The 25,914-nt window shown below is 72.6% G+C and carries 23 protein-coding genes and 1 pseudogene; 13 read left to right on the top strand and 11 right to left on the bottom strand.

Annotated features, from left to right (window positions below; all coding sequences use genetic code 11):
• Positions 1 to 20: 20 nt before the first annotated feature.
• Positions 21 to 2,168 carry a Stk1 family PASTA domain-containing Ser/Thr kinase gene (locus FZ988_RS05230; protein ID WP_149202930.1) on the top strand — a complete coding sequence of 716 codons (2,148 nt, stop codon included), beginning with the start codon at positions 21 to 23 and terminating at the stop codon, positions 2,166 to 2,168.
• A 65-nt stretch (positions 2,169 to 2,233) separates the two neighbouring features.
• On the opposite strand, the gene map is transcribed toward FZ988_RS05230, so the two are convergent.
• Positions 2,234 to 3,010 carry a type I methionyl aminopeptidase gene (map, locus tag FZ988_RS05225; protein WP_149202929.1) on the bottom strand — a complete coding sequence of 259 codons (777 nt, stop codon included), beginning with the start codon at positions 3,008 to 3,010 and terminating at the stop codon, positions 2,234 to 2,236.
• Between the two features lie 67 nt (positions 3,011 to 3,077).
• Here map and FZ988_RS05220 point away from each other — a divergent pair, with 67 nt between their 5' ends.
• Positions 3,078 to 3,377 (top strand): helix-turn-helix transcriptional regulator, encoded by a 300-nt coding sequence (locus FZ988_RS05220; protein WP_149203095.1) that lies wholly within the window; start codon positions 3,078 to 3,080, stop codon positions 3,375 to 3,377.
• Between the two features lie 155 nt (positions 3,378 to 3,532).
• On the opposite strand, the gene FZ988_RS05215 is transcribed toward FZ988_RS05220, so the two are convergent.
• The 3 genes from FZ988_RS05215 to FZ988_RS05205 all read right to left on the bottom strand — a co-directional run bounded on the left by FZ988_RS05215 (position 3,533) and on the right by FZ988_RS05205 (position 7,011).
• Entirely contained in the window at positions 3,533 to 4,885 is a 1,353-nt protein-coding gene (locus tag FZ988_RS05215) for a class II 3-deoxy-7-phosphoheptulonate synthase (protein WP_149202928.1), read from the bottom strand.
• Positions 4,882 to 6,102 (bottom strand): pyrophosphate--fructose-6-phosphate 1-phosphotransferase, encoded by a 1,221-nt coding sequence (locus FZ988_RS05210; protein ID WP_149202927.1) that lies wholly within the window; start codon positions 6,100 to 6,102, stop codon positions 4,882 to 4,884. The genes FZ988_RS05215 and FZ988_RS05210 overlap by 4 nt, the downstream gene beginning before the upstream one ends.
• Before the next feature lie 108 nt (positions 6,103 to 6,210).
• On the bottom strand, positions 6,211 to 7,011 hold the full coding sequence (locus tag FZ988_RS05205; protein ID WP_149202926.1) for a lysophospholipid acyltransferase family protein: 801 nt from the start codon (positions 7,009 to 7,011) through the stop codon (positions 6,211 to 6,213).
• Positions 7,012 to 7,079: 68 nt separating this feature from the next.
• Between FZ988_RS05205 and FZ988_RS05200 the strand changes: the two genes are divergently transcribed.
• Positions 7,080 to 7,934: a hypothetical protein gene (locus FZ988_RS05200; RefSeq protein ID WP_149202925.1), complete on the top strand. Its 855-nt coding sequence runs from the start codon at positions 7,080 to 7,082 to the stop codon at positions 7,932 to 7,934.
• A 22-nt stretch (positions 7,935 to 7,956) separates the two neighbouring features.
• Here FZ988_RS05200 and FZ988_RS05195 read toward each other — a convergent pair whose 3' ends face one another.
• Positions 7,957 to 8,904, bottom strand: coding sequence for an ROK family glucokinase (locus FZ988_RS05195; protein ID WP_149202924.1), 948 nt, complete (start codon positions 8,902 to 8,904; stop codon positions 7,957 to 7,959).
• A gap of 138 nt (positions 8,905 to 9,042) precedes the next feature.
• Here FZ988_RS05195 and FZ988_RS05190 point away from each other — a divergent pair.
• Positions 9,043 to 10,866, top strand: a pseudogene (locus FZ988_RS05190) (AMP-dependent synthetase/ligase).
• A 181-nt stretch (positions 10,867 to 11,047) separates the two neighbouring features.
• Here FZ988_RS05190 and FZ988_RS05185 read toward each other — a convergent pair.
• Positions 11,048 to 11,422: a hypothetical protein gene (locus FZ988_RS05185; RefSeq protein WP_149202923.1), complete on the bottom strand. Its 375-nt coding sequence runs from the start codon at positions 11,420 to 11,422 to the stop codon at positions 11,048 to 11,050.
• A gap of 110 nt (positions 11,423 to 11,532) precedes the next feature.
• Between FZ988_RS05185 and FZ988_RS05180 the strand changes: the two genes are divergently transcribed.
• The gene (locus FZ988_RS05180; protein ID WP_149202922.1) at positions 11,533 to 13,590 is read left to right on the top strand and encodes a DEDD exonuclease domain-containing protein; all 2,058 of its coding nucleotides are present in this window, start codon (positions 11,533 to 11,535) and stop codon (positions 13,588 to 13,590) included.
• 31 nt (positions 13,591 to 13,621) lie between these two features.
• On the top strand, positions 13,622 to 13,903 hold the full coding sequence (locus FZ988_RS05175) for an Lrp/AsnC family transcriptional regulator (protein ID WP_149202921.1): 282 nt from the start codon (positions 13,622 to 13,624) through the stop codon (positions 13,901 to 13,903).
• 104 nt (positions 13,904 to 14,007) lie between these two features.
• Here the strand turns inward: FZ988_RS05175 and trpD are convergent, their stop codons facing one another.
• Both trpD and FZ988_RS05165 read right to left on the bottom strand, forming a co-directional pair.
• Positions 14,008 to 15,063, bottom strand: coding sequence for an anthranilate phosphoribosyltransferase (gene trpD / locus FZ988_RS05170; RefSeq protein WP_149202920.1), 1,056 nt, complete (start codon positions 15,061 to 15,063; stop codon positions 14,008 to 14,010).
• Complete coding sequence (locus tag FZ988_RS05165) at positions 15,063 to 15,509, bottom strand: hypothetical protein (protein ID WP_246169223.1); 447 nt, start codon at positions 15,507 to 15,509, stop codon at positions 15,063 to 15,065. Before FZ988_RS05165 ends, trpD begins: the two co-directional genes overlap by 1 nt.
• Before the next feature lie 234 nt (positions 15,510 to 15,743).
• Between FZ988_RS05165 and ctaE the strand changes: the two genes are divergently transcribed.
• The 5 genes from ctaE (at position 15,744) to FZ988_RS05140 (ending at position 20,813) form a co-directional block, all read left to right on the top strand.
• Entirely contained in the window at positions 15,744 to 16,382 is a 639-nt protein-coding gene (ctaE, locus tag FZ988_RS05160; protein WP_149202919.1) for an aa3-type cytochrome oxidase subunit III, read from the top strand.
• Between the two features lie 154 nt (positions 16,383 to 16,536).
• On the top strand, positions 16,537 to 17,316 hold the full coding sequence (gene qcrC / locus FZ988_RS05155; protein ID WP_149202918.1) for a cytochrome bc1 complex diheme cytochrome c subunit: 780 nt from the start codon (positions 16,537 to 16,539) through the stop codon (positions 17,314 to 17,316).
• Positions 17,313 to 18,341: a cytochrome bc1 complex Rieske iron-sulfur subunit gene (gene qcrA / locus FZ988_RS05150; RefSeq protein WP_149202917.1), complete on the top strand. Its 1,029-nt coding sequence runs from the start codon at positions 17,313 to 17,315 to the stop codon at positions 18,339 to 18,341. Before qcrC ends, qcrA begins: the two co-directional genes overlap by 4 nt.
• Positions 18,338 to 20,074 (top strand): cytochrome bc1 complex cytochrome b subunit, encoded by a 1,737-nt coding sequence (gene qcrB, locus FZ988_RS05145; RefSeq protein ID WP_149202916.1) that lies wholly within the window; start codon positions 18,338 to 18,340, stop codon positions 20,072 to 20,074. Before qcrA ends, qcrB begins: the two co-directional genes overlap by 4 nt.
• A 112-nt stretch (positions 20,075 to 20,186) precedes the next feature.
• Positions 20,187 to 20,813 (top strand): superoxide dismutase, encoded by a 627-nt coding sequence (locus FZ988_RS05140; protein WP_149202915.1) that lies wholly within the window; start codon positions 20,187 to 20,189, stop codon positions 20,811 to 20,813.
• A 294-nt stretch (positions 20,814 to 21,107) separates the two neighbouring features.
• Here FZ988_RS05140 and FZ988_RS05135 read toward each other — a convergent pair whose 3' ends face one another.
• From FZ988_RS05135 to ctaC, 3 genes are read right to left on the bottom strand one after another with little or no spacing between them, the layout of a single operon-like run.
• Positions 21,108 to 21,506 carry a cytochrome c oxidase subunit 4 gene (locus FZ988_RS05135; protein WP_149202914.1) on the bottom strand — a complete coding sequence of 133 codons (399 nt, stop codon included), beginning with the start codon at positions 21,504 to 21,506 and terminating at the stop codon, positions 21,108 to 21,110.
• Complete coding sequence (ctaD, locus tag FZ988_RS05130; RefSeq protein ID WP_149202913.1) at positions 21,503 to 23,350, bottom strand: aa3-type cytochrome oxidase subunit I; 1,848 nt, start codon at positions 23,348 to 23,350, stop codon at positions 21,503 to 21,505. Before ctaD ends, FZ988_RS05135 begins: the two co-directional genes overlap by 4 nt.
• Positions 23,350 to 24,198, bottom strand: coding sequence for an aa3-type cytochrome oxidase subunit II (gene ctaC / locus FZ988_RS05125; protein ID WP_149202912.1), 849 nt, complete (start codon positions 24,196 to 24,198; stop codon positions 23,350 to 23,352). The genes ctaD and ctaC overlap by 1 nt, the downstream gene beginning before the upstream one ends.
• Before the next feature lie 238 nt (positions 24,199 to 24,436).
• On the opposite strand from ctaC, the gene FZ988_RS05120 reads away from it, so the two are divergent.
• Positions 24,437 to 25,585 carry a cysteine desulfurase family protein gene (locus FZ988_RS05120; RefSeq protein ID WP_149202911.1) on the top strand — a complete coding sequence of 383 codons (1,149 nt, stop codon included), beginning with the start codon at positions 24,437 to 24,439 and terminating at the stop codon, positions 25,583 to 25,585.
• Positions 25,582 to 25,839 (top strand): sulfurtransferase TusA family protein, encoded by a 258-nt coding sequence (locus FZ988_RS05115; protein ID WP_425457946.1) that lies wholly within the window; start codon positions 25,582 to 25,584, stop codon positions 25,837 to 25,839. Before FZ988_RS05120 ends, FZ988_RS05115 begins: the two co-directional genes overlap by 4 nt.
• Positions 25,840 to 25,914 lie beyond the last annotated feature (75 nt).

Raw genomic sequence — 25,914 nt, 5'->3', positions numbered from 1 at the left:
CCCGAACGTAGACTGCCGCCGTGGCAGCAACTCTCACCGACCCGCTCCTCGGTCATCTGATCGACGGGCGCTACGAGGTGCTGTCCCGGATCGCACGGGGCGGCATGGCGACCGTCTACCTCGCCGTGGACCGTCGGCTCGACCGCGAGGTCGCGCTGAAGGTCATGCACCCGCACCTCGCCGAGGGCGGTGCGGGCTCGGAGTTCGTCGCCCGCTTCCGTCGCGAGGCCCGCGCCGCCGCACGGCTGACGCACCCCGGCCTCGTCGGCGTCTTCGACCAGGGGGTCGACGGCGAGACGAGCTACCTGACGATGGAGTACATCGACGGGACGAACCTGCGGCGGCGGCTCGGTGAGGTCGGCGCGCTCACGGTCCGCGAGGCGTTCGACACCGCGGAGTGCATCCTCGAGGCCCTCGCCGCCGCGCACCGCGCGGGCCTCGTGCACCGCGACGTCAAGCCCGAGAACGTGCTCCTCGCCGCGGACGGTCGTATCAAGGTCGCAGACTTCGGCCTCGCCCGGGCCGTGACCGAGGTGACGGCGACGACGACGGGGACCGTGCTGGGCACCGTCGCGTACCTCGCACCCGAGCTCGTCGCGCACGGGACCAGTGACGCACGCACCGACGTGTACGCGGTCGGCATCCTGCTGTTCGAGATGCTCACCGGGCGTCAGCCTTTCACGGGGGCCACCCCGATCCAGGTCGCGTACCAGCACGTCAACTCCGACGTGCCGGCGCCGTCCGAGCGCGTGGACTGGTTCCCCGCCGAGATCGACGAGCTCGTCGGCGCGCTCGCCGCACGTGATCCCGCCGACCGGCCCCTCGACGCGCGCGGGGCGCTCGACCTGCTGCGCCGGACCCGCCGGGCGCTCGACGACGAGACCCTGGACCGCGCGGCCGACGTGCGCCCCACGACCCCACCGACGAGTGACAGCAACGAGATCGACCCCGGCGACGGTCCCCAGTCGGGGGCCGACCGGAGCGACGACGGTGACGACGACGACGCACCGTCCGACCTCACCGGGGCGGAGCCGGACGCGTCGAGGCCGGAGCCGGACGGCGACGCGACCGAGGCGCTCCAGCTCTACCGTCCGCGCCCGCGCGCCACGGCGGGCCGGCACGACGAGGACGACGACGAGCGCGGCCTGAGCCGGACCGTGGCGCTGCGCATCGGCACGGGCCTCGACGCGCCCGACGAGACGACCGACGAGGACGCCACGGGCGCGGACGGCGCGGACGGCACGGGCGGACGCTCACGCGGACGCCGGCTCGCCGTGCTGCTCGTCGTGGTCGTCGCGGTCGCCGGGCTTCTCGGCGGCCTCGGCTGGTGGTACATGACGAGCGGTCCCGGCGCGTACACGGCGGTGCCCGGCGGCGTCGTCGGCGCCGAGCGCTCGGTGGCCGAGGGGCTGCTGAGCGACGCGGGCCTGACCTCCGAGGCGACCGAGGTGTACGACCCGGCGGTGCCCGCGGGCGACGTCGTGAGCGTCGTGCCGGGCGAGGGCGAACGCATCCTCAAGGAGGGCTCCGTCGCCCTGGAGGTGTCGAAGGGCCCGGACATGCGCCTCGTACCCGCGAACCTGCCGGGCAGGCCGCTCGCCGACGTCAGCGCCGCGCTCGAGGGGTCGGGATTCGCCGTCCCGGAGCCCGACCGCGCCCACAGCGACACCGTCCCGCTGGACCACGTCATCGCCGTGGCGGCGAACGGCACGCCCCTCGCGGGCGGCGAGGAGCTTCCGAAGGACACCCCGGTGCACCTGACGGTGTCCGACGGCCCCGAGCCGTTGAAGGTCATCTCGGTGGTGGGCACGACGCGCGACGTCGCCGTCCAGCAGCTCACCGACCAAGGCCTGAAGGTCGCCGAGCAGCAGGACTACAGCGAGCAGCACGCCGCGGGGACCGTCATGGCCCAGAGCCCCGAGCCGGGCGCGGACGGGCACCGGATGGACACCGTGACCATCACGATCAGCCAGGGGCCCCCGCTGGTCGAGGTGCCGGGCGTCGTTGGCAGTGGGATTGCCGCAGCGACGCAGACGCTTGAGGCGCTGGGCCTCGTGGTGGAGCGCGACAACTACCTAGGAGCTCCGGGTGGCTTCGTCCTTGAGCAGAGCATCCCGAAGGGCGAGATCGTGCCCAAGGGCACGACGATCACCCTTCGGGTGTTCTAGTAGCTCCGACGACAGCCGTCGGCACCTGTGAGCGATTCGCGATCTTGCCCGTGACCTGACCCTGACTACCTGGTCGTCGGCACGGTCATGATCTCCGCCCCGTCGTGGGTGATGGCGATCGTGTGCTCGCTGTGGGCCGTCCGGCTGCCCGTCACGCTGCGGAGCGTCCAGCCGTCGGCGTCGGTCACGAGCTCCTCGGTGTCGGCCATGATCCACGGCTCGAGCGCCAGGAGCAGGCCGGGGCGCAGCCGGTAGCCGCGGCCCTGCCGCCCGGTGTTCGCCACGTGCGGGTCCTGGTGCATCGTCGACCCCAGGCCGTGGCCGCCGAACTCCGTGTTGATCGGGTACCCCGCCGCAGCGAGCACGGAGCCCATGGCGTGCGACAGGTCCCCGACTCGGGCGCCCGGTACGGCAGCAGCGATCCCCGCGGCGAGGGCACGCTCCGTCGCCTCGATCATCGCGACGCTCTCGGCCGGGCGGGACTCCCCCACCAGGAAGCTGATGGCCGAGTCGGCGACCACACCACCGAGCGAGACGGCGAGGTCGAGCGTGAGGAGGTCGCCGTCGACGAGCGCGTAGTCGTGCGGCAGGCCATGGAGCACGGCGTCGTTGACCGAGGTGCAGATGTAGTGGCCGAACGGCCCGCGCCCGAACGACGGCGCGTAGTCGACGTAGCAGGACTCGGCCCCGGCCTCGGTGATCATCCGGTGCACCCACTCGTCGATCTCCAGGAGGTTCGTCCCGACACCCGCCCGGCTCCGCATGGTCTGCAGGATGTCCGCGACGAGCGCGCCGGTGTCCCTCGCCCGCAGCAGCTGGGTGGGGCTCAGGATCTCGATCATGCGACGCCTTCCGCAGGGCTCCGATAAGTATCCCGGCAATTCTATTGCCGGTACTAGAATCGTCGGCATGGTCAGACTCCCGCTCACCCCGGCCGATGTCGAGCGCGGTCAACGCCTCGGCGCCCTCCTGCGCCGCGCCCGCGGCGAGCGGTCGATGCTCAGCACCGCGCTGGACGCGGGCGTCTCGCCCGAGACCCTGCGCAAGATCGAGACGGGCCGCGTCGCGACCCCGGCCTTCCCGACGATCGCGGCGATCGCCGACGTCCTCGGCCTCTCCCTCGACGCCGTCTGGTCGGAGATCAACCCGTCCGGCACCGACGCCGGGCGTCCGCACGGCACCGACGGGGCCGAACGGATCGCCTCGTAGGGCTCGGTCAGTCCCCCGACGCTGCCCGGACGTCGACCGGAGCGGACGCCGACCGGGCTCCGGCTCGGTTGCCGACCAGGCTCCGGACCGGACGCCGACCGGGCTCCGGGGCGGCCGCGACCAGCGCGACCGCCCGGAGCCGGGCGCAGGCGTGATCAGCCCTGGCGGATCATCTCCGCGACCTGGAACGCCATCTCGAGCGACTGCTGGTGGTTGAGCCGGGGGTCCACGAGGGTCTCGTAGCGCCGCGACAGCCCGGCGTCGTCGATCTCCTCGCTGCCGCCCAGCACCTCCGTCACGTCGTCGCCCGTGAGCTCGACGTGCAGGCCGCCGGGGATGGTGCCCGCCCCGCGGTGCACCTCGAAGAAGCCCCTGACCTCGTCGAGCACGTCCTCGAGCCGGCGCGTCTTGTAGCCGCTCCCGGACGTGATCGTGTTGCCGTGCATCGGGTCGCACACCCACGTCACGGGACGGCCCGACGCCGCGACCTTCTCGACGAGCGCGGGGAGCGCGGAGCGGATCCGACCGGCGCCCATCCGCGTGATGAACGTCAGGCGTCCCGGCTGGTCGGACGGGTTGAGCTTGTCCATGAGCGCGAGCGCGTCGTCGGGCGACGTCGTCGGCCCCAGCTTCACGCCGATCGGGTTGCGGACCCGCGACAGGAAGTCCACGTGCGCACCGTCGAGCTGGCGGGTGCGCTCCCCGATCCACACGAAGTGGGCCGAGCAGTCGTAGGCCGTGCCCGTGCGCGAGTCGATGCGCGTGAGCGGGCGCTCGTAGTCGAGCAGCAGCGCCTCGTGGCTCGAGAAGAACTCGACCGTGCGCAGCGCGTCGAAGTCGGCACCGGCGGCGGCCATGAACCGGATCGCCCGGTCGATCTCCGCCGCGACGACCTCGTAGCGCGCGTACGCGGGGTTCGCGGTGAAGCCCCGGTTCCACTCGTGCACGCGGCGCAGGTCCGCGAACCCGCCGGTCGTGAACGCCCGGACGAGGTTGAGGGTCGCCGACGAGCGGTGGTAGGCGTCGAGCAGCCGACGGGGGTCGGGGATGCGCGCCTCGGGCGTGAACGGGTGCCCGTTGACGGCGTCGCCCCGGTACGCCGGCAGCGTGACACCGTCGCGCGTCTCGTCGTCGGAGCTCCGCGGCTTCGCGTACTGCCCGGCCATCCGGCCCATCTTCACGACGGGGACGCTCGCACCATAGGTGAGGATCACGGCCATCTGGAGGATGGTCTTGATCTTGTTCCGGATGTTGTCGGCCGTCGCCTCGGCGAAGGTCTCGGCGCAGTCGCCGCCCTGGAGCACGAACGCCTCACCGCGCCCCGCGGCCGCCATGCGCGCCGTCAGCACGTCGGCCTCGCCCGCGAACACGAGCGGGGGCAACGACGCGATCTCGGCGGACACGGCCTCCACGGCACCCGCGTCGGGCCACAGCGGCTGCTGCTGCGCCGCCATGGCCCGCCACGCGTCCAGACCCGCGACGAGCGCCGGGTCCGGCTCGACGCTCACGACGAGCTCGCCTGCGTCACCGGCTGGCCGATGTCGGCCATGAGGCCCGTGAACCACTCCTGCGTGACGTCGAACGCCTTGCCGCCCGCGATACGGGGGAACGCGATGGCCTTGAGACGGCCGCCGTCCTCCTCGTCGTGGCCCACGACGCCCGACTCGCCACGCAGCGCCGACTCGACCGCGAAGTCGGTCATCGACTTGATGAGCCGCAGGTCCTCGGCGTTCGCGGCGGCGGCGCGCGAGAAGTAGCCGGACTTCTGCACCATGGTCTTCTCGGCGCCGAGCTTGGCCGCGAACTGCTTCGCGAACCACTGGCCGGGGTTGACGGTGTCGAGCTTCACGTGACCGAACGGGTCCCGCTCGACCGTCTCCCCCGCGGCCTCGATCTGCGCCACGATCTCGTGCATGCCCGCACCCTCGGACAGGAAGATGTTGACGTTGCCGACCTCGTCCATCACGGTGCGCAGACGCGCGGCCTCGGCCTCGATGTCCAGCGGCAGCTCGGGGACGAAGACGGCGTGGATGTCCCAGCGCTCACGGCTGAGCCCGATGCTAGGCACCCACTCCTGCGTGTCGAGCCAGCGGCGGTACTCCGCGGCCGCAGCGGCCGTCAGCCACCCGCAGTGCCGGCCCATGACCTCGTGCACGATGAGCATGCGGTTGCCCGAGCGGTGCTCGCCGATGACGTTGCGCGCGAAGCCGGCGGCCTCCTCGGCGGCGGTCCACGCGCCCAGCGACTGGCGGATCGGGATGACGTCGTTGTCGATCGTCTTGGGCAGGCCCACGACGGTCAGCTCGTAGTCGTTCTCGTGGAGGTAGGCGGCCAGGTCAGCGGCCGTCGTGTTGGTGTCGTCGCCACCGATCGTGTGCAGCACGTCGACGCCGTCGGCCTTGAGCTGCTCCGCCGCGACCTGCAGCGGGTCCTGGCCCTCCTTGACGAGACCGCGCTTGACGCAGTCCTTCGCGTTGGTGAGCTTCACGCGGGAGTTGCCGATGGGGCTGCCGCCGAACCGGTGCAGGAGGCCCGCCTTGGCGCGCGCCTCGTCGTCGACGACGACCTTGGTGCCCGTCAGCAGGCCGTGGTAGCCGTGCTGGTACGCGATGATCTCGATCTCGGGTGCGAGCTCGGTGTACCGCTCGATCAGCCCCCCGACGGCGGAGGACAGGCACGGGGCGAAACCACCCGCGGTGAGCAGGGCGACACGACGAACCGACATCAGACACACCTCTCGTTGATCAGCACGCAAACCCCCAGAGCATGGGGCACGACCCGGTGCGAGGCATCGGGTCGTTGGTCCTGCTGGACGCCGCCGGGGCGACGCGCCTCATCCTACTGAGGGCGCGTCGTCCTCCTGCGGAGGGACCGGAACCTGGACGTCCGGCACCGGACGCCCTCCCGGGGCGTGGGGCACGGCCTCGGCCGGCGCGGCGGCGTCGGACGCGTGACCGGCGGCGATGCGTGCCTTGGCGGTCGCGGCGTAGATGTCCACGTACTCCTGGCCGGACAGGCTCATGAGCGCGTACATGATCTCGTCCGTGACCGAGCGCAGGATGAAGCGGTCGTTCTCCATGCCGCGGTAGCGGCTGAAGTCGAGCGGCTCGCCGATGACGATCCCGATGCGCATGGGCTTGGGCATGACCTTGCCGATGGGCTGCGCGACGTTGGTGCCGATCATCGCCACCGGGATCACCGGCACGCCCGCCTCGAGCGCGAGGCGCGCGACCCCCGTCTTGCCGCGGTACAGCCGCCCGTCCGGGCTGCGGGTGCCCTCGGGGTAGATGCCGAAGAGGTTCCCCGACTCGAGCACGCCGAGGCCCGTGCGCAGGGCCGCCTCGCTCGCCTTGCCGCCCCCGCGGTCCACGGGGATGGTCCCGACGCCGCGGAAGAACCCGGCCTTGAGCCGGCCCTTGATCCCCGTGCCCGTGAAGTACTCGGCCTTGCCGATGAACCGGATCTTGCGCGAGAGCATGATCGGGAGCACGAACGAGTCGATCACCGCGAGGTGGTTGCTCGCGAGGATGGCACCGCCCTCGGTGGGGACGTGCTCGATCCCCCGGACCCATGGTCGGAACATCCCGCGCAGCAGCGGGCCACCGAGGACCCGCTTCATCAACCAGTAGAACAACCCGTCACCTCCGCTGCGGCGCCCACGCGATCCGCGCGCAGCGTCCCTCCGACTCTAGAGTGCTCTGCATGGCTGCAGCTCCGCACGGCGCAGACGAGCCCCTCGACGAGCACGCCGAGCGCCCCGCACCGGGACCCGCGGACGATCCCGCCGCGAGCCCCGCCGGAGCCCCCGACGGCGCCGAGGCCGGCCCACCCGCGGAGCCCGCCGATGCTGGCACGCCCGGTGCCGCCGCGCGTGCAGGGCGCGCCGACGACGCACCGGCGCGGTTCGAGGCGCCCGCGGACGACGCGCAGGACGACCCGCAGGACGACGGCGCCCGGGACGGTGACGGGAACGACGGGCACGACCGGCATGACGGGCACGACGGCACCCAGGAGGGTGACGGGCCGGACGACATCGAGGCGCGGTGGCAGCAGATCGTCGCGGAGCTCGGGCCGCTCGGGGAGCCGACGGCCCCGACGCGGGAGGCGCCGCAGAACCCCCGCCGCCGCGCGTCGGACCTGCCGACGCCCGCCGAGCCGGGCCAGGCTCCCCACCGGACGGTGCCCGAGGACCCGGGCTCCGACGCCGGTGCCGCCTCGGACCGCCCCGGCCCCGGTGCCCGGACCGTCCGGCCCGCCGGCCCCGTGGACGTGCCGCGCTCGTGGAGCCCGGATCCCGCCGTCGAGGAGGCCGAGGAGCACTTCGTGCCGCCGGACCCCGGCCCCGTGCTCGGCGGAGACCCCCTGCTGACCATGGCGTGGTCCGCCGTCGTGGGTGTACCGATCCTGCTGCTCGTGGCCGTCGTGCTCTGGCAGGACATGCCCGCCGCGGTCCTCCAGGCGGCCGGCGTCGCGTTCGCGGCGTCCCTGGCGCTCCTCGTGTGGCGCATGCCGCACCGCCGGGGCGACGACGACGACGGCCCGGGGGCCGTCGTCTGACGTCCTTCCGGTGCGCGCGCCGTCAGAGGTGACGTGCGAGGTCCGCTGCGCCGACGATGCCGGCGTCGTTGCCCATCGAGGCGAGCGCGAGGTGCGCCTCGGGACGGAACCCGCGGGCCGAGAGCTGCGAGAGGAAACCGGCGCGGGCAGGCTCGAGGAGCAGGTCCCCCGCGGCGCACACGCCGCCGCCGATGACGACGAGCGCCGGGTCGAGCAGCGCCGCGACCGACGCGGAGCCCTCACCGATCCAGCGGCCCAGCTCCGCGAGCAGCTCGATCGCGAGAGGGTCGCCCTCGGTCGCCGCCGCGGTGACGGAGGGGCCGGTGATCTTCTTCGCCTTCCCGCCGGCGAGCTCCAGCAGGCGGGCCGCGCGGGCGGGGTCCGCCTCGGCGGCCGCGCGCGCCTCACGCACGAGCGCGTTGCCCGAGCTGTACTGCTCCCAGCAGCCGCGCAGACCGCAGCCGCAGGGGTGCCCGCCGGGGACGACGCGCATGTGACCGACCTCCGCCGCCACGCCCCAGGCGCCGCGTACGAGCCGGCCGCCGACGACGAGCGCGCCGCCCAGCCCCGTGCCGACCGTGAGCAGCAGCATGTCCTCCACGTCACGGCCCGCGCCGAACTGGAACTCGGCCCAGCCCGCGGCGTTCGCGTCGTTCTCCACGACGATCTTGACGTCCTGGCCGAGCTGGGCGGCGACCTTGTCCCGGAGCGGGTGGTCGCGCCACGGCAGGTTGGGCGTGAGCAGGACGGTCGCCTGGTCCGAGCTGATGAAGCCCGGCGCCGCGAGCCCGATCGCCCCGATCTCGTGATCGGCGATGAGCTCCTGGCACACCTCGACGACGGCGCTGTCCACGCTGTCGGAGTCCTCGGCCGCCGTGCGACGGCGCGTCTTGGCGACGATGACGCCGTTCTCGTCGACCACACCAGCGGCGATCTTGGTCCCGCCGATGTCCACACCGATCGCGTACATGTCCGTCCTAGCTGCGTTGGTCAGGGATCGCCGAGGCGAAAGCGTGCACCGCAGGCTACCCATCCGGGGCGCTGTAGGGCCGGGACGATCGGACTCTGTATCGTTCGGTCAACCCATCCGTCTGCCAAAGGAGTCAGCATGGACGAGTTCCGCACCCCGCTCCTCGTCGACATACCCCCCGCCGAGAACCTCAACACCCTGCTCGCCGCCCGGGTCGCAGCGATGCCGGACGCGACCCTCGTGGAGCACAAGACCACGCCCGACGGGCCGTGGATCCCCCTGTCGGCCCGTGCGTTCGACGCCGAGGTCGTGGCCGTCGCGAAGGGTCTCGTCGCGCACGGCATCCAGCCCGGCGACCACGTCGGCATCATGAGCCGCACCCGGTACGAGTGGACGCTGCTCGACTTCGCGGCCTGGGCCGCGGGCGCAGTGCCCGTCCCGCTGTACGAGACGTCGTCGGCCGAGCAGGTCCAGTGGATCCTCACCGACTCAGCGGCGCGCCTCCTCGTCGTCGAGACCCGGCACCACGCAGAGACCGTCGCCGAGGTCCGGGCGCAGGCCCCCGCGCTCGAGGACGTGCTCGTGCTCGACGACGGCGCGATCGAGTCGCTCGTGACCGCGGGCCGCGACGTCCCGGACGAGGAGATCGCCCGACGGCGTGCGATCGCCACGACCTCGGACGTCGCGACGATCATCTACACGTCGGGCACGACCGGACGTCCCAAGGGTGCCGAGCTCACGCACGGCAACTTCGTGTCCCTGACCCGGAACGCGGTCGCGCGGCTCGGGGTCGTGTGCCCGCCCGGCTCCCGCACGTTGCTGTTCATGCCCCTCGCGCACGTGTTCGCGCGGTTCATCGAGGTGCTCGTCATCCCCGCCGGCGCGATCCTCGGCCACGCCCCCGACACCAAGAACCTCCTCGCGGACCTCGCGACGTTCCAGCCGACGTTCATCCTGTCCGTCCCGCGGGTCTTCGAGAAGGTCTACAACTCCTCGGAGCAGAAGGCGGCTGCAGGCGGCAAGCGAGCGATCTTCCAGCGTGCCGCGAAGACGGCGATCGTCTACTCGCGGGCCCTCGACACGCCGTCGGGCCCGAGCCCGTGGCTGCGCCTTCAGCACCGGGTCGCGGACGTGCTCGTCCTGTCGAAGCTGCGCAAAGCGCTCGGCGGTCACGCGGAGTAGGCGATCTCCGGTGGCGCCCCGCTGGGCGAGCGCCTCGGGCACTTCTACCGCGGCGTGGGCCTGCACGTGCTCGAGGGCTACGGCCTCACGGAGACGACGGCGCCCGTCTCGGTCAACCTGCCGGACGCGACCAAGATCGGGACCGTCGGCCCGCCGCTGCCGGGCCTCGCGCTGCGGATCGCGGAGGACGGCGAGGTCCTCGCCCAGGGCGACGGGGTGTTCGTCGGCTACCACAACAACGCCCAGGCGACCGCCGACGCCTTCGTCGACGGCTGGTTCCGCACGGGCGACCTGGGCTCGATGGACGAGGACGGGTTCGTCCGGATCACGGGCCGCAAGAAGGAGATCATCGTCACGGCCGGCGGCAAGAACGTCGCGCCGGCAGTGCTCGAGGACCGGCTCCGCGGCCACCCCTTGGTGAGCCAGGTCGTCGTCGTCGGTGACCAGAAGCCCTTCATCGGCGCGCTCCTGACGCTCGACGCGGAGGCCCTGCCGGGGTGGCTGTCGACCCACGGGCTGCCCGAGATGGACGTCGCGTCGGCCGCGAACCACCCGGACGTGCGCGCGGCGCTCGACCGCGCTGTCGAGCGGACCAACAAGGCCGTCTCGCGCGCGGAGTCGATCCGCAAGTACACCGTGCTGACCACGGACTTCACGGTCGACAACGACTACCTGACGCCGTCGCTCAAGGTGAAGCGTGCCCGCGTCATCGCGGACTTCGCGCAGACGATCGAGGAGCTCTACACGTCGGGCTCGCCGCAGGAGGTCGCCTCCCGCTGAGGCGCCCTCCGCAGGAGGTCGCTTCCCGCTGAGGCGCCCGTCGGCGGGGTGCCACGCCCCTCCAGCTCACGTCCGGCCGGCCGGTGCCGGGACCACGGGTCCCCGGCGCCGGCCGGTCGCACGAAGGGCCCTGCCGGCGGTCCCCAGCGCGGCTGCCGGACGCGCCGGACGCGCGCTGTCGTCAGACCGCGCGCTCGAGGCGGAGCGGCGGGACGAGGCCCGAGCGTGCCAGCACGTCGATCGCGCGCCGCTCGGCCTCGTCGAGGTCCACCTCGCCGGACGCGCCCCACGCCCCCTGGGCCGCGGCCACACCGCCGGCGCGCACGGGGACGCCGCCGGCCCGCACGGGGACACCGCTACCGGACGCACCGGTCGGCTGCTCCGTGAGGTGCCGACCGGCCGCCGCCCGCGACGCGCCCGGCGGCGCGATGTGCGACGCGCCCGGCGGCGCACTGGCCTCGGGGACGGAGCTCAGCACGGGGATCGTCAGGAAGGTCACCACGCAGTCGGTGCACGCGTCGCCGCGCACCGTGCAGGTCCCGCAGTCGATGATCATGCCTCGCACGCTAGGCGCCACCACCGACACGGCCCCGTCCCCCGGTCCCCGCCGCGACACGCGGCCCGGGTGCGCGGCCCGTGTCGGCGCCCTGGCCTACCGTCGCTGACATGCTCGACGCCGGCCCCGCCGGCGGTGCGGTCCTCGACCCGCCGCCGCACCTCCAGCACCCGCAGCACCTCGAGCGCCCAGTGCCGCGCCAGCCCGCCCCACGTGCCGCGCAGCCGCAGCCGCACTCCCCCCAGGTCCCGGACCAGCCTCGCCACCCGTTGCCCGGCCCCGGCGGCACAGGCGTCCAGCTCACGCTCGACGACGTGGGGACGCCGCTCTCCCAGGTCACGTTCGTCGTCGTCGACCTCGAGACGACCGGGGGGACGCCCGCGACGTCGGGCATCACCGAGATCGGCGCGGTCAAGGTCCGGGGCGGCCAGGTGATCGGCGAGTTCCAGACCCTCGTCGACCCCGGAGTCCCCGTGCCGGCCTTCATCGCGACGCTCACGGGCATCACCACGTCCATGGTCCGGGGCGCGCCGCGCATCGAGCAGGTGCTGCCCAGCTTCCTCGAGTTCGCGCGCGGCGCCGTCCTGGTCGCGCACAACGCGGGGTTCGACATCGGGTTCCTCAAGGCAGCGGCCGCCGCCCACGGCTACGAATGGCCCGGCCAGCAGGTCGTCGACACGGTGGCCCTCGCCCGCCGTGCGGTGACGCGGGACGAGGTGCCCAACCACAAGCTCGGCACGCTCGCCGCCTACTTCCGGGCGACCGTGACCCCCGACCACCGGGCGCTGTCCGACGCGCGCGCGACCGTCGACGTGCTCCACGCGATCCTAGCCAGGCTCGGCCCCCTGGGCGTCACCCACCTCGAGGACCTCGCCACCGCGGCCGACCCGGTGCCCGCTGCGCGCCGGCGCAAGCGTCACCTGGCCGACGGCCTGCCGGACGCGCCCGGCGTCTACCAGTTCCGCGACGCCCGCGGCGAGATCCTCTACGTCGGCACCGCGACCTCGATCCGCACGCGCGTGCGGAGCTACTTCACGGCGGCCGAGCACCGGCGTCGGATGAACGAGATGGTCGGCCTGGCCGAGGAGGTCGTGCCCATCGTGTGCGGCACCGTCCTCGAGGCACAGGTCCGCGAGCTGCGTCTCATCGCCGAGCACTCACCGCGGTACAACCGCCGCTCCCGCTTCCCTGAGCGGCTCCCCTGGGTGCGCCTGACCGCGGAGGCCTTCCCCCGGCTGTCCGTGGTGCGGGAGGTCCGACCGGACGGGGCCAGCGGGGGGAGCACGGAGGCGCACATCGGCCCGTTCGGGAGCAGGGCGGCCGCGCAGCAGGCGGTCGACGCCCTGCACGCGGCGTTCGCGCTGCGGCAGTGCAGCGGACGGCTGCCCAAGGTCGCGGCACCGGGCGCCAGCCCGTGCGCGCTCGCCGGCATGGGGCGGTGCGGCGCGCCGTGCGTCGGCGGGCAGGACACCCACGCCTACGGGGCCGTCGTCGACCAGGTGCGGCGCGCGATGACCGAGGACCCCGGGCCTGTGCTCGAGGCGCACGCGAGCCGCATCGCGGCCCTGACGGCCGCGGAGCGGTTCGAGGAGGCCGCCGCGTGGCGGGACCAGCTCGCCGCCTTCCTGCGGGCGTCCGCCCGCGCCCAGCGCTCACGACGCGCGGCCGAGCACGCCCAGCTCGTCGCAGCCCGCCCGCGCGACGGCGGCGGGTGGGAGCTCGTCGTCGTGCGCCACGGGCGCCTCTGCGCGACCACCTCCACGCCGCCCGGCACAGACCCTCGCCCCGTGATCGCCTCGCTCCTCGCGACAGCCGAGCACGTCGAGCCGCCGTGCGCGCCCGCGACGAGCGCGCACCCGGAGGAGACGGACCTCGTGCTCGCCTGGCTCGAGCAGCCGGGCGTGCGACTCGTGGAAGCCGCCGAGGGCTGGGCGTGCCCCGTGCGGGGCGCCGAGGCGTACCGCCAGCCCGGCGCGACGGCCGCCGTCGTGAACGCGCTCAACGCGCTCACCGCGACCCCGCGGGCCCCGGCCGACGGCACCGCTCCCCCGGCCGACGGCACCGCTCCCGCGGCCCACGGCACCGCTCCCGCGGCCTACGGAACCGATCCCTCGTCCGACGCCGCCTCGGCCCCGGCCGACGGCACCGCGCACGAGAGCGCGGCATGATGGCCACACCCGCACCGACCGAAGGACCGCCATGATCACTGCCATCGTCCACATCGACACCGACCCGGCGCAGATCCCCGAGATCGCGGCGGCGGTGGCAGAGGTCCCCGGCGTGACCGAGGTCTACTCCGTGACGGGCGAGGTCGACCTCATCGCCATGGTGCGCGTGCGCGAGCACGAGCAGCTTGCCGACGTGATCGCCGACCACATCAGCAAGGTCGACGGCGTGCTCCGCACCCAGACGTACATCGCGTTCCGCGCGTACTCCTCGCGCGACCTCGACCAGGCCTTCGACCTCGGCCTCGAGGGCTGACGGCCGCGGCCGCCCGGCTCAGGCCGCAGGGTCGAGCCCAGGCCTGACGCGCGGCATCAGCCAAGGTCCGACGCGCGGCATCAACCCAGGCCTGACGCCCGGCGTCAGGCCTGGGACGCCGCTATCCAGCGGTCGAGCACCGCCGCCGCACGCCCGTCGTCCACGGCTGCCGCGGCGACACGCAGGCCCGCCGCACAGCGCTCCGCCAGGGTCCCCTCGCCCGCTCCGGGCGCTGTGCCGTCCGCGACGATCGCGGCGGCCGCGTTGAGCAGCACCGTCTGCCGCACCGGTCCGGGCTCACCTGCCAGGAGACGGCGCACCACGTCGGCGTTCTCAGCCGGCGAGCCACCACGCAGCTCCTCGATCGTCACGGGGGCCATGCCCAGCTCGCCCACGGGGTCGAGCGTGTGCTCGGCCACGGCACCGTCCCGCACCCACCACACCTGGGCCGGCCCGGTCGCGGCCAGCTCGTCGAGCCCCCCGTGGCCGCGGAAGACGAGCGCGGACGTGCCGCGGCCCGCGAGGACCCCGGCCATCAGCGGCGCCATCCTCTCGTCCGCGACGCCGATGGCCGCTGCGGCCGGCTGCGCCGGGTTGGTGAGCGGACCGAGCAGGTTGAACGCCGTCGGCACACCGAGGTCGCGTCGGGCGGGTGCCGCGTGCCTCATCGCCGGGTGGAACACCTGCGCGAAGCAGAACGTGATGCCGACCTCGCCCGCAAGCTCCGCGACGCGCTGCGGCGCGTGGTCGAGCCGGAGCCCGAGCGCCTCGAGCACGTCCGCCGTGCCGCTCGACGACGACGCAGCCCGGCCGCCGTGCTTGACGACGCGCAGACCGGCGCCGGCGGCGACGAGCGCCGCCATCGTCGAGATGTTGACGGTGTTCTGCATGTCACCGCCCGTGCCGACGATGTCGACGCTGCGGCCGGGAACCGTGATGCGGTGCGCGTGCGCGAGCATCTCCTCGGTCAGACCGGTGAGCTCCTGGACCGTCTCGCCCTTGGCGCGCAGGGCCACCAGGAAGCCGGCGAGCTGCACGGGGCTCGCCTCGCCGGCCATGACCTGGCGCATGACCCAGCGGGTGTCCTGCGTCGACAGGTCACGCCCGGCGAGCAGCGCCCGGAGGATCCCCGGCCAGGTCGTGGTGGCCGTACCCGACATCAGGCGACGGAGGCGCGCCGGAGCAGGCCGGCGACGGCCTGCTGGAGGACCATCGGGTCGAGCGGGCGCTGGACGACCTCGTCCGCGGCCGACCAGGAGGCGAGCCACGCGTCGGCGGGCCGTGCGATGAGCACCAGGACCGGCGGGCAGCGGAAGATCTCGTCCTTGAGCTGGCGGCACAGCCCGAGCCCACCCGTCTTGCCCGCCTCGCCGTCGAGCACGAGGAGGTCCAGCCCGCCCTCGCGGACGGCCGACTCGGCAGCGGCGGCCGTGGCGACCTGGAGCCACTCGACCGGCGGGAGGTCCTTGGCGATGCGCCGACCGACCGCGAGCATGACGGCGTCGCGCGTCTCGACGTGGTCGCTGTAGAGGAGGACCCGCAGGGTCGTGGGGGCGTCGTGCGCCTCCGCGACCTCCCACTCGTCGTGCTCGTCCGTCGTGGCCATCGTCGCCTCACCAGTCCTCGGCTGTCCGTGCCGCGGCAGGTGTCACGCGGCGCAGAAGCATCTTGGCACGGACGCGCCCGGGTGCGGGCACCGGGCACGCGCAGCGCGTCCGTGCCGTGAGACCACCGCCTCGGAGGCGGGAAACCGGTCCGATCGGGTCACATCTGGGCCCTTGGACCCAACGCGCCTAGGCCTTTGGACCCACGCGGCGCGTCCTTCGGCCATAATGTGCGGGTGTCCACCGCCACGGCTGCCCCCGCCACGCACCCGCACCTGAGTGTCAACCGACCCAATCCGGTGTCGGTCGGCACGATCGTCTGGCTCGCCAGCGAGCTCATGTTCTTCGCGGGCCTGTTCGCGATGTACTTCACCATCCGCTCGACGGTCCCGGAGGTGTGGCCCGAGGAGACGGCGAAGCTCAACCTGACGTTCGCGACCGCCAACACCATCGTCCTGGTGCTCAGCTCCATCACGTGCCAGATGGGAGTGTGGGCCGCCGAGCGGTTCCAGCCGCGGCGCACCGGCAGCCTGCTGCAGGTCAACCGCTGGGGCATGAACGAGTGGATGACCCTCACGTACGTCATGGGCTCGATCTTCATCGGCGGCCAGGCCTTCGAGTACGCGGAGCTGGTGCACGAGGGGCTGACGATCTCCTCGAGCCCGTACGGGTCGGTGTTCTACCTGACCACGGGCTTCCACGGCCTGCACGTCATCGGCGGCCTCATCGCCTTCCTCTTCCTGTTGGGGCGCTCGTTCACCGCGAAGAGGTTCGGCCACCACGAGGCGACGACGGCCATCGTGACGTCCTACTACTGGCACTTCGTCGACGTCGTCTGGATCGCCCTCTTCGGCGCGATCTACCTGATCCGATGACGGACGCGCGCGCGGCCCGCCGGCACCAGACGGGGGCGCCGGACGGTCACGCGACCCCGAGCGACGCACGCCCACGCACCACGAGCACCACCCGCACCGCACGCACCGCACGTCCGCACCGGAGCGGACGCACCCAGGAGAAGAGGTCCGCTTCGTGAAGGCAATCGCCGCCCGCAGGCACCACCGGTTCGCGCCGGCCGTGCTGCTCGCGCTGGCGCTCCTCCTCACCGGGGCCGTCTACGCGGCCCTGGCCCCGAGCGCCGCCAGCGCCGCCGCACCCAGCGAGTCCGACATCGAGGCCGGCGAGGCCCTGTTCCAGGCGAACTGCGCGACGTGCCACGGGCCGAGCGCGGAGGGCCGTGACGGCGTGCCGTCCCTCATCGGTGTCGGTGCCGCGGCCGTCGACTTCCAGGTCAGCACGGGCCGGATGCCCATGCAGATGAACGGGCCCCAGGCCATGGCGAAGCCCCCGCAGCTCGACGAGGAGCAGACCCGCCAGCTCGCGGCATACGTCGCCTCTCTCGCCCCGGGGCCCGCGATCCCCACCGCTGAGCAGGTCGACACGACCGACGCCGACCCCGCGAACGGCATGGCCGTCTTCCGGACCAACTGCGCGATGTGCCACGGGGCGATCGGCAAGGGCGGCGCCCTGTCCGAGGGCAAGTTCGCACCCGACCTCTCGGGCTCCACGCCCACCCAGGTCTACGAGGCCATGCTCACGGGCCCCCAGTCGATGCCTGTGTTCAACGAGGCGAACCTGTCGCCCGAGGACAAGCGCGACGTCATCGCGTTCCTCGAGGAGCAGCAGGCCGGCTCACCGGGCGGCACGGACCTCGGCGCCGTCGGCCCCGTGGCTGAGGGCCTGTGGGTGTGGGTCGTCGGCATCGGCCTGCTGATCGGCCTGAGCGTCTGGATCGGAGCGAAGTCCTCATGAGCAACGAGCCCACCTCCGCGGACCTCACCGTCCACGACGGGGAGCACGCGCTGCCCGAGCGGTTCGAGGACCCGGGCCTCGGCCCGCACGTCGCACGTGTGGGCGACACGGACCCGGCCGCGGCCAAGCGTTCCGAGCGCCAGGTCGTCGCGATGTTCGGCCTGTCCGTGCTCGGCACCGTCGGGTTCCTCGTGGCGTACTTCGTCGTCCCGGCCGACGGGACCGTCGAGGGCGTGCGGCTGTCCAACCTCCTCCTCGGCCTGGGCCTCTTCCTGGCCATGTTCAGCATCGGCATCGCGGCCGTCCACTGGGCGAAGACCCTGATGTCCGACCACGAGCGCGTCGAGGCGCGCCACCCGCAGCGCAGCGACGCGGCGACCCGGGAGGCGGCCGTCGCGGTCCTCCAGGAGGGCGCCAAGGACTCGGGCATCGGCCGCCGTGGGGTGCTCAAGGGCGCCGTCGTGTCCGCCGTCGCCCTCGCCCCGCTCAGCATCGCCGTGCCGCTCATCGGCGAGGTCGGCGGCGACTGGAACGTGTCGAAGTTCCGGCACACCGTGTGGACCAAGGGCCGCAAGCTCGCCCGCGACCCCAACGGGACGCCCATCAAGGCCTCCGAGGTCACGGTCGGCTCCGTGTTCCACGTCATCCCCGAGGGCCTCGAGGAGGAGGAGCACTGGATCGAGGAGAAGGCCAAGGCTGTCGTCCTCATGGTCCGGCTCGACCCGGCGGTCCTCAAGGAGGCCCCGGAGCGCAAGGACTGGTCCTACGAGGGCATCGTCGCGTACTCGAAGATCTGCACGCACGTCGGCTGCCCGGTCGCGCTCTACGAGCAGCAGACCCACCACCTGCTCTGCCCGTGCCACCAGTCGACCTTCGACATGGCCGACGGGGCCAAGGTCGTCTTCGGCCCGGCGAACCGCGCGCTCCCCCAGCTGCCCATCACGGTCGACGACGAGGGCTACCTCGTCGCGCAGAGCGACTTCCACGAACCGATCGGCCCGAGCTACTGGGAGCGCCTGAAGTGAGCCCGCGAGCAACCACAGGCGCACGCGCCGCCGGCGGCACCGCCGACTACCTCGACCAGCGGACCGGCATCGGCCTCGCGGTCAAGAGCTTCGCCCGCAAGATCTTCCCCGACCACTGGTCGTTCCTGCTCGGCGAGATCGCGCTCTACTCGTTCGTCGTCCTGCTCATCACGGGCGTCTTCCTGACCCTCTTCTTCGTGCCCAGCATGGGTGTCGTCACCTACGACGGACCGCTCGCCACGATGCGCGGCCAGGAGATGTCCGAGGCGTTCGCCTCCACCCTGCACCTGTCCTTCGAGGTCACGGGCGGGCTGCTCATGCGGCAGATCCACCACTGGGCGGCGCTGCTGTTCATGGCGTCGATCATCACGCACATGATGCGTGTGTTCTTCACGGGTGCGTTCCGCACGCCGCGCGAGGTCAACTGGCTCGTCGGGTTCGTGCTCATGATCCTTGGCCTCGCGGCCGGGTTCACGGGCTACTCGCTGCCCGACGACGTGCTGTCCGGCAACGGCCTGCGCATCACCGACGGGGTCGTCAAGTCCATCCCGATCATCGGCAGCTACCTGTCGTACTTCATCTTCGGCGGCGAGTTCCCGGGCGAGCACATCATCCCCCGGCTCTTCACCGTGCACATCCTGCTCGTGCCTGCGCTGATCCTCGCGCTCGTCGGCCTCCACCTGTTCTTCGTCGTGCTCCACAAGCACACCCAGTACCCGGGACCCGGCCGCACCGACCGCAACGTCGTGGGCTACCCCCTCTTCCCGGTGTACGTCGCGAAGGCCGGCGGCTTCTTCTTCGTCGTCTTCGGCGTTCTCGCCCTCATGGGCGCCACGATGACCATCAACCCGGTCTGGAACTACGGGCCGTACGACCCGTCGCCCGTCTCCGCGGGCGCACAACCCGACTGGTACATGCTGTTCCTGGAGGGGGCGCTACGCCTCATGCCGGGCCAGGGCACGGAGTGGGTGATCGGCGGGTTCACGCTCTCGCTCAACGTCCTCGTCCCCGCCGTCGTGGTGCCGGGGCTGCTGTTCACGGCGCTCGCCCTCTACCCGTTCATCGAGGCCTTCGCGACGGGCGACAAGCGGGAGCACCACGTGCTCGACCGCCCGCGCAACGCCCCGGTGCGCACCGCGTCCGGCGTCGCGATCCTCACCGCGTTCTTCGTGCTCATCCTCGCGGGGTCCAACGACCTGCTCGCAACCCACTTCGACCTCGCGATCAACGACATCACCAACGTGTTCCGGGCGCTGCTCTTCGTCGCCCCCGTCGTCGCGTTCTGGGCCACCAAGCGCATCGCCCTCGGGCTGCAGCGCAAGGACCGCGAGCTCGTCCTGCACGGTCACGAGACCGGTCGCATCGTGCGGTTCGCGCACGGTGAGTACGTCGAGGTGCACAAGCCGCTCGACGACTACGAGCGGTGGCTGCGCGTGCAGCACGAGCCCCGACGGCCCATCGAGATCCTCCCCGCCGAGGACGAGCGCGGCGTGCGCCGCAAGGGCTACCGCAGGGACCTCCTGCGCCAGCGCGTCTCGCGGTTCTTCTACGAGGACCGGGTCGAGCCCGTGACCCCCCGCGAGCTCGCCGCCGCGCACTCCCACGGCGCGCACGACTCGCTGCCCACCGAGGGCAGCGCGCCGGCCCAGATCGGGTCCGACGGCGCCCACCGCGGCCCGGACGACGAGCCCGAGACCACCGACTCCACCCGTATCGACGTCGTCCACGGTTAGCCAGATCGCCGCGGAACGACCAGAGTGATGATCGACGGCACCCCGCGGTGGGCGCCGTCGGCCCGTACGTCACAACCGCTGTCGCTCACGCGACCTGACCGGAGGTGCCTTCATGGCTGACTACACCCTTCCCGACCTTCCCTACGACTACGCAGCCCTGGAGCCCCACATCTCGGGCCGGATCATGGAGCTGCACCACGACAAGCACCACGCGGCGTACGTCACGGGCGCCAACGCGGCGCTCGAGAAGCTCGCGGAGGCCCGGGAGTCCGGCTCGTTCGACGCCGTGAACCTGTACGAGAAGAACCTCGCCTTCAACCTCGGCGGTCACGTCAACCACACGGCGTTCTGGCAGAACCTGTCGCCCGACGGCGGCGACCGCCCGACCGGCGAGCTGGCCGCCGCGATCGACGAGTTCTTCGGCTCGTTCGACGGGTTCCAGAAGCACTTCGCCGCCACCGCCGCGGGCATCCAGGGCTCCGGCTGGGCCATCCTCGCGTGGGACTCCCTCGGCGAGAAGCTCGTGCTCTTCCAGCTCTACGACCAGCAGGGCAACATCCCGCTCGGTGTCGTCCCGATCGTCCTCCTGGACATGTGGGAGCACGCCTTCTACCTCGACTACGTCAACGTCAAGGCGGACTACATCAAGGCCTGGTGGAACATCGTGAGCTGGGCGGACGCCGCCGAGCGCTTCACGCGCGCACGCACCCAGACCGCGGGCCTCATCGTCCCGTCCTGACCCCGGCGCGGAGGGTGCCTCGACGAGGCGTCCCCCAGTCCCCGTCCGCGCCGGCCTGAGCCGGCGAGACGCCCAGAAGGGGCGTGAGCAGGCCCACGAGCCCGCTCACGCCCCTTCCGCGTCCCAGGCGCCGTAAGCCGTCGACGTGCGAGGCCGCGCCGACCGGGAGGCCCCGCCGGCCCGAGCTCTGCGGCGGCCCCGGCCGCGGCGGCTCCTGCGGGGGCGGACAGCACGAAGGCCCGCACCTTGGGGTGCGGGCCTTCGTACCTGCCCAGGACGCCTGTCGCGGACCGCTCAGTGAGCGTGCTGCCCGCGGGAGAACTCGAAGACCCAGCCGACGAGGCCGATGACGCCCACCGCCGCGCCGATGAAGAAGAGCCACCACCCGATCGCGAGGGCGGCGAAGCAGACCGCGGCCGCCGAGGCGAGCACGAGCGGCCACCAGCTCCAGGGGCTGTACACACCTTGGTCGCCCGCGCCCTGCTCGACCTCGGCGAACGGGTCGTCCTCGGGCCGGGCGTCGATCCGCCGCGCGACCAGCGCCAGGTAGAAGCCGATCATCGCGACGAGCGCCGCGGTCAGGAGCAGCGCGCCGGTGCCGACGGCCTCCCAGCCGCTCCACCAGCCGTAGACCCCTGTCACGAGGAGGAAGAACGGTGTGAGCCAGATGAACAGCCTGCTCTCGAACTTCATCGCGGCTCACCGCCCTTCGTGTCCGGGTCGGTGTCCACGTCTGCGCCGTCGGCCGCCGGCCTCGGCCGGTCGTCGACGACCGTCGCGGAGGACTGCTCGGGCTCGGCGTCACCTCGCGCGAGACGCTCCTGCGCGGAGGACACCTGCCCGCGGCGGTCGCCCTCCCAGTCGAGCACCCCGTCGGCGTCCGGCTCGACATGGTCCATCGCCGCCACCTCGGGGTGGTGCAGGTCGAAGGCGGGACGCTCGGAGCGGATGCGCGGCAGCGACGTGAAGTTGTGCCGCGGCGGCGGGCAGGACGTCGCCCACTCGAGCGAGGCCCCGTAGCCCCACGGGTCGTCGACGGTCACCAGCGGCGACCGGCGGCTCACGTACACGTTCCACAGGAACGGCAACGTCGAGGCGGCGAGGAGCACCGAACCGACCGTGGACACCTGGTTCATCCAGGTGAACCCGTCCTCGGGCATGTAGTCCGGGTAGCGCCGCGGCATGCCGATGACGCCGAGCCAGTGCTGGATGAGGAACGTCGCGTGGAAGCCGAAGAAGAGCATCCAGAAGTGGATCTTGCCCAGGCGCTCGTCGAGCATGCGGCCCGTGAACTTGGGCCACCAGAAGTAGAAGCCCGCGAACATCGCGAACACCACTGTTCCGAACACGACGTAGTGGAAGTGCGCGACGACGAAGTAGGTGTCGGTCACGTGGAAGTCGAGCGGGGGCGAGGCAAGGATCACGCCCGTCAGGCCGCCGAAGAGGAACGTAACCATGAAGCCGATGGTCCAGAGCATCGGCGTCTCGAAGGTCAGCTTCCCTCGCCACATCGTGCCGATCCAGTTGAAGAACTTCACGCCTGTCGGCACCGCGATGAGCATCGTCATGAGCGCGAAGAACGGGAGCAGCACGGCGCCCGTCGCGTACATGTGGTGGGCCCAGACCGTCACCGAGAGGGCCGCGATCGCGATCGTCGCGTACACGAGGCCCTTGTACCCGAAGATCGGCTTGCGGCTGAAGACCGGCAGGATCTCGGAGACGATGCCGAAGAACGGCAGCGCGATGATGTAGACCTCGGGGTGCCCGAAGAACCAGAAGAGGTGCTGCCACAGGATCGCTCCCCCGTTCTCGGGGTTGAACACCTGCGCGCCGAGGCGGCGGTCCGCACCGAGCGCGAAGAGCGCGGCGGCCAGCGGTGGGAACGCCATGAGCACCAGGAGGCTCGTGATCAGCGTGTTCCACGTGAAGATCGGCATCCGGAACATCGTCATGCCGGGCGCGCGCATCGTCAGGATCGTGGTGATGAAGTTGACGGCGCCGAGGATGGTGCCGAAGCCACCGAGCGCCAGCCCGAAGACCCACAGGTCGCCGCCGAGCCCGGGCGAGTACGAGCTGCTCGACAGCGGCGCGTACGCGAACCAGCCGAAGGACGCCGCGCCCTGGGGCGTGAAGAAGCCGCCGACCGCGATGAGCCCGCCGAAGAGGTAGAACCAGTACGCGAGCATGTTGAGCCGCGGGAAAGCGACGTCGGGCGCCCCGATCTGCAGGGGCATGATCACGTTGGCGAAACCGGCGAAGAGCGGCGTCGCGAACAGCAGCAGCATGATCGTGCCGTGCATCGTGAAGAGCTGGTTGTACTGCTCGAGGCTCTGCACGAACTGGATGCCCGGCTCGAACAGCTCGGCACGGATCACGAGCGCCATCAGCCCGGCGATGCCGAAGAAGATGAACGACGTGATCAGGTACATGTACCCGATCGTCTTGTGGTCGGTCGACGTGATCCAGCGCACGACCGCGCTGCCGCGCGTGCGGCGCCGCGGCACGACGGCGTGGACGGACTCGACGTGCGCAGTCATCAGCCTTCTCCGGTCGGGATCGCGTTGTCGTCGCCGCGGTTCTGCATGCGGTCCAGGTCCGAGCCGAGCTGGCCCGTCTGCCCGGCGTCACGCAGGGCCTCCATCTGGGCGTCGTACTCCTCGCGGGAGACGACGGCGACCTGGAAGAGCATCCCCGAGTGGAACTCGCCGCAGAGCTCGGCGCACTTGCCCGTGTAGACGCCCTCGCGCGTCGGCACGACCTGGAACGTGTTGGTCCGGCCGGGGATCATGTCCTGCTTGTAGAGGAACGCCGGCACCCAGAACGAGTGGATGACGTCGCGCGCGTCGAGGTGGAACTCCACGCGCTCGTCGACGGGCAGGTACAGGGTCGGCAGGTTCTCGGGGTTGCCGGGCTCGCCCGGGGCCTGCACGTGCTGACCCGAGGAGTACACGTCGTCGTCGACGTAGTTGAAGTCCCAGCTCCACTGCTTGCCGATGACCTGCACCGTGACGTCGGGCTCGGCGCTGGTGTCCTGGATCGCCGACATGTCGCGCTCGGTGTAGAAGTACAGGACCCCGATCATGAGGATCGGCAGGATGACGTACATGACCTCGAGCGGCACGTGGTAGCGCAGCTGCACCGGCAGGGTGTCGTCGTCCTTGCGCTTGCGGTACACCGTGACCGACCAGAGGATCAGGCCCCACGTGATCACGCCGACGATGAGGGCCGCGATCCACGAGCCGGTCCACAGGCTCGTGATGCGCTCGGTCATGTTGGTGACCTGCTCGCCGTCGTCGTACCCCGGCAGCCAGCCGCGGCGCGCCTCGGCGGAGCACCCGCTCAGTGCCACGGCCGTGAGCAGCGCGAGCGCCGAAGCCCTCGCCACGCCGCGTCGGCGGGTGTGTTGCACGTCCACGTGAGCCTCTCTGTCCGGCGTCCCGGTCACCCGGCCGCCAGAGCCGCCGCACCCGGGACTTTCGTCCTCGACGTGGGGCAGCCTACCGTGCGCGCGCTGCTCCGCAGCCCGTTCCGAGCGCTGATCGGCCGTGGGTCGTTGGTCCCGCGCCGCCCCGCGCCGACCTACCCGGAACCGCCTGACCCGCGGCGGCGGCTAGCGTGAGGCCGTGAACCCCACCCACCGCGTCTTCCTCGACGCCGGGTCCGGCGCGCCCCTGCACCCGGCGGCGCGCGAGGCGTACGACGCGGCCCTCGCGGAGGGCTGGGCCGACCCCCGTCGCCTGCACACCGAGGGCCGCCGTGCCCGGCTCCTGCTGGACGGCGCCCGTGAGGCCCTCGCCTCGGCCCTCGGCTGCCGCACCGAGGAGGTGCACCTCGCGCCGAGCCACACGGCCGCGCTGCACACCGCCGTGGTCGCGCTGCACCGCGGGCGCCGACGCGCCGGGGCGGGCGTGGTGCTGTCCGCCGTCGAGCGGGCGGCGCTGCACGCGGTCGCGGCGCACGTGACCGACACGCACGCGGCACCCGTCGTCGTGCCCGTGGACCGCGTCGGACGCGTCGACCTGGGTGCCTGGAGCGCGGCCGTCGGCGTCCCCGGTGTCGCGCTCGCCGCCCTCCAGCACGCCAACGGCGAGGTGGGCACGGTCCAGCCCCTCGACGCCGCGCACGAGGCCGCCGCCGCGGCAGGCGTGCCCCTGCTCGTCGACGCCGGGGCGAGCGTCGGCCACCACCCCGTCCCCTCGGCGTGGGACGCCCTCGCCGCGGACCCGCGGGACTGGGGCGGGCCCGCCGGCGTCGGTGTGCTCGCCGTCCGCAGCCGCGTCCGGGCGAGCGCGCCGTGGCCCGAGGACGAGGACCCGTGGTTCCCGGGGGGCGTGAGCGTCCCGGCGGCGTTCGGTGCGGCCGCGGCCCTGCGCGCGGTGCTCGCGGACCGTCAGGCGACGGCGCCACGTCAGAGCGCGCTCGTCGCGCGGCTGCGGGAGCGGGTCGCGCGTGAGGTGCCCGACGTCGACGTCGTGGGCGACCCGGGCGACCGCCTCCCCCACGTGCTGACCTTCTCGTGCCTGTACGTCGACGGGGAGGCGCTCGTCACCGAGCTCGACCGGCGCGGCTTCGCCGTCGGCTCCGGCTCCGCGTGCACGTCCCGCACGCTCGAGCCGAGCCACGTCCTGGCCGCCATGGGCGCCCTCACGCACGGCAACGTGCGCCTCGCGCTCCCGCGGGACGTGCTGGAGGCCGACGTCGAGCGGTTCTGCGACGAGCTGCCCGACGTCGTGGCGAGCGTGCGGCGCATGGCGGGCGCGGTGGGCCTGTGAGCGTGGTCGTGGACGCGCGGGGCCTGCGCTGCCCACTGCCGGTCATCAGGCTCGCGGCTGCCGCTCGGGACGCCGCGCCGGGCACGGACATCACCGTGATCTGGACCGATCCCGCCGCGCGGCACGACATCCCGGCGTGGGCACGCATGCGCGGTCACGAGGTCCGGGCCACCGCGCCGCTCGCCCCGCCCGACGCCGCACCCGGACCTGACGGGCCCGACGCCTTCGCGACCACGGTCCGGACCGCGGGCTGACCGCACCCCATGCGCCCGCGTCGTCCGGGTACGCACGAGGCCGGCCCCCTCTCGGGTGCCGGCCTCGTGACGGGT

Source organism: Actinotalea subterranea (genome assembly GCF_008364845.1).
Classification (GTDB): Bacteria; Actinomycetota; Actinomycetes; order Actinomycetales; family Cellulomonadaceae; genus Actinotalea; species Actinotalea subterranea.
This window is presented reverse-complemented; position numbering and strand designations above follow the sequence as displayed.

Coding starts and splice junctions, on each gene's coding strand:
- FZ988_RS05195 (WP_149202924.1), bottom strand. CDS start 8,904: ATGTACGCGATCGGTGTGGACATCGGCGGGACCAAGATCGCCGCTGGT.
- FZ988_RS05165 (WP_246169223.1), bottom strand. CDS start 15,509: ATGGCCACGACGGACGAGCACGACGAGTGGGAGGTCGCGGAGGCGCAC.
- FZ988_RS05185 (WP_149202923.1), bottom strand. CDS start 11,422: ATGATCATCGACTGCGGGACCTGCACGGTGCGCGGCGACGCGTGCACC.
- trpD (WP_149202920.1), bottom strand. CDS start 15,063: ATGTCGGGTACGGCCACCACGACCTGGCCGGGGATCCTCCGGGCGCTG.
- FZ988_RS05220 (WP_149203095.1), top strand. CDS start 3,078: ATGGTCAGACTCCCGCTCACCCCGGCCGATGTCGAGCGCGGTCAACGC.
- map (WP_149202929.1), bottom strand. CDS start 3,010: ATGATCGAGATCCTGAGCCCCACCCAGCTGCTGCGGGCGAGGGACACC.
- FZ988_RS05135 (WP_149202914.1), bottom strand. CDS start 21,506: ATGAAGTTCGAGAGCAGGCTGTTCATCTGGCTCACACCGTTCTTCCTC.
- FZ988_RS05180 (WP_149202922.1), top strand. CDS start 11,533: ATGCTCGACGCCGGCCCCGCCGGCGGTGCGGTCCTCGACCCGCCGCCG.
- FZ988_RS05200 (WP_149202925.1), top strand. CDS start 7,080: ATGGCTGCAGCTCCGCACGGCGCAGACGAGCCCCTCGACGAGCACGCC.
- FZ988_RS05210 (WP_149202927.1), bottom strand. CDS start 6,102: ATGTCGGTTCGTCGTGTCGCCCTGCTCACCGCGGGTGGTTTCGCCCCG.
- qcrA (WP_149202917.1), top strand. CDS start 17,313: ATGAGCAACGAGCCCACCTCCGCGGACCTCACCGTCCACGACGGGGAG.
- ctaD (WP_149202913.1), bottom strand. CDS start 23,350: ATGACTGCGCACGTCGAGTCCGTCCACGCCGTCGTGCCGCGGCGCCGC.
- FZ988_RS05140 (WP_149202915.1), top strand. CDS start 20,187: ATGGCTGACTACACCCTTCCCGACCTTCCCTACGACTACGCAGCCCTG.
- FZ988_RS05175 (WP_149202921.1), top strand. CDS start 13,622: ATGATCACTGCCATCGTCCACATCGACACCGACCCGGCGCAGATCCCC.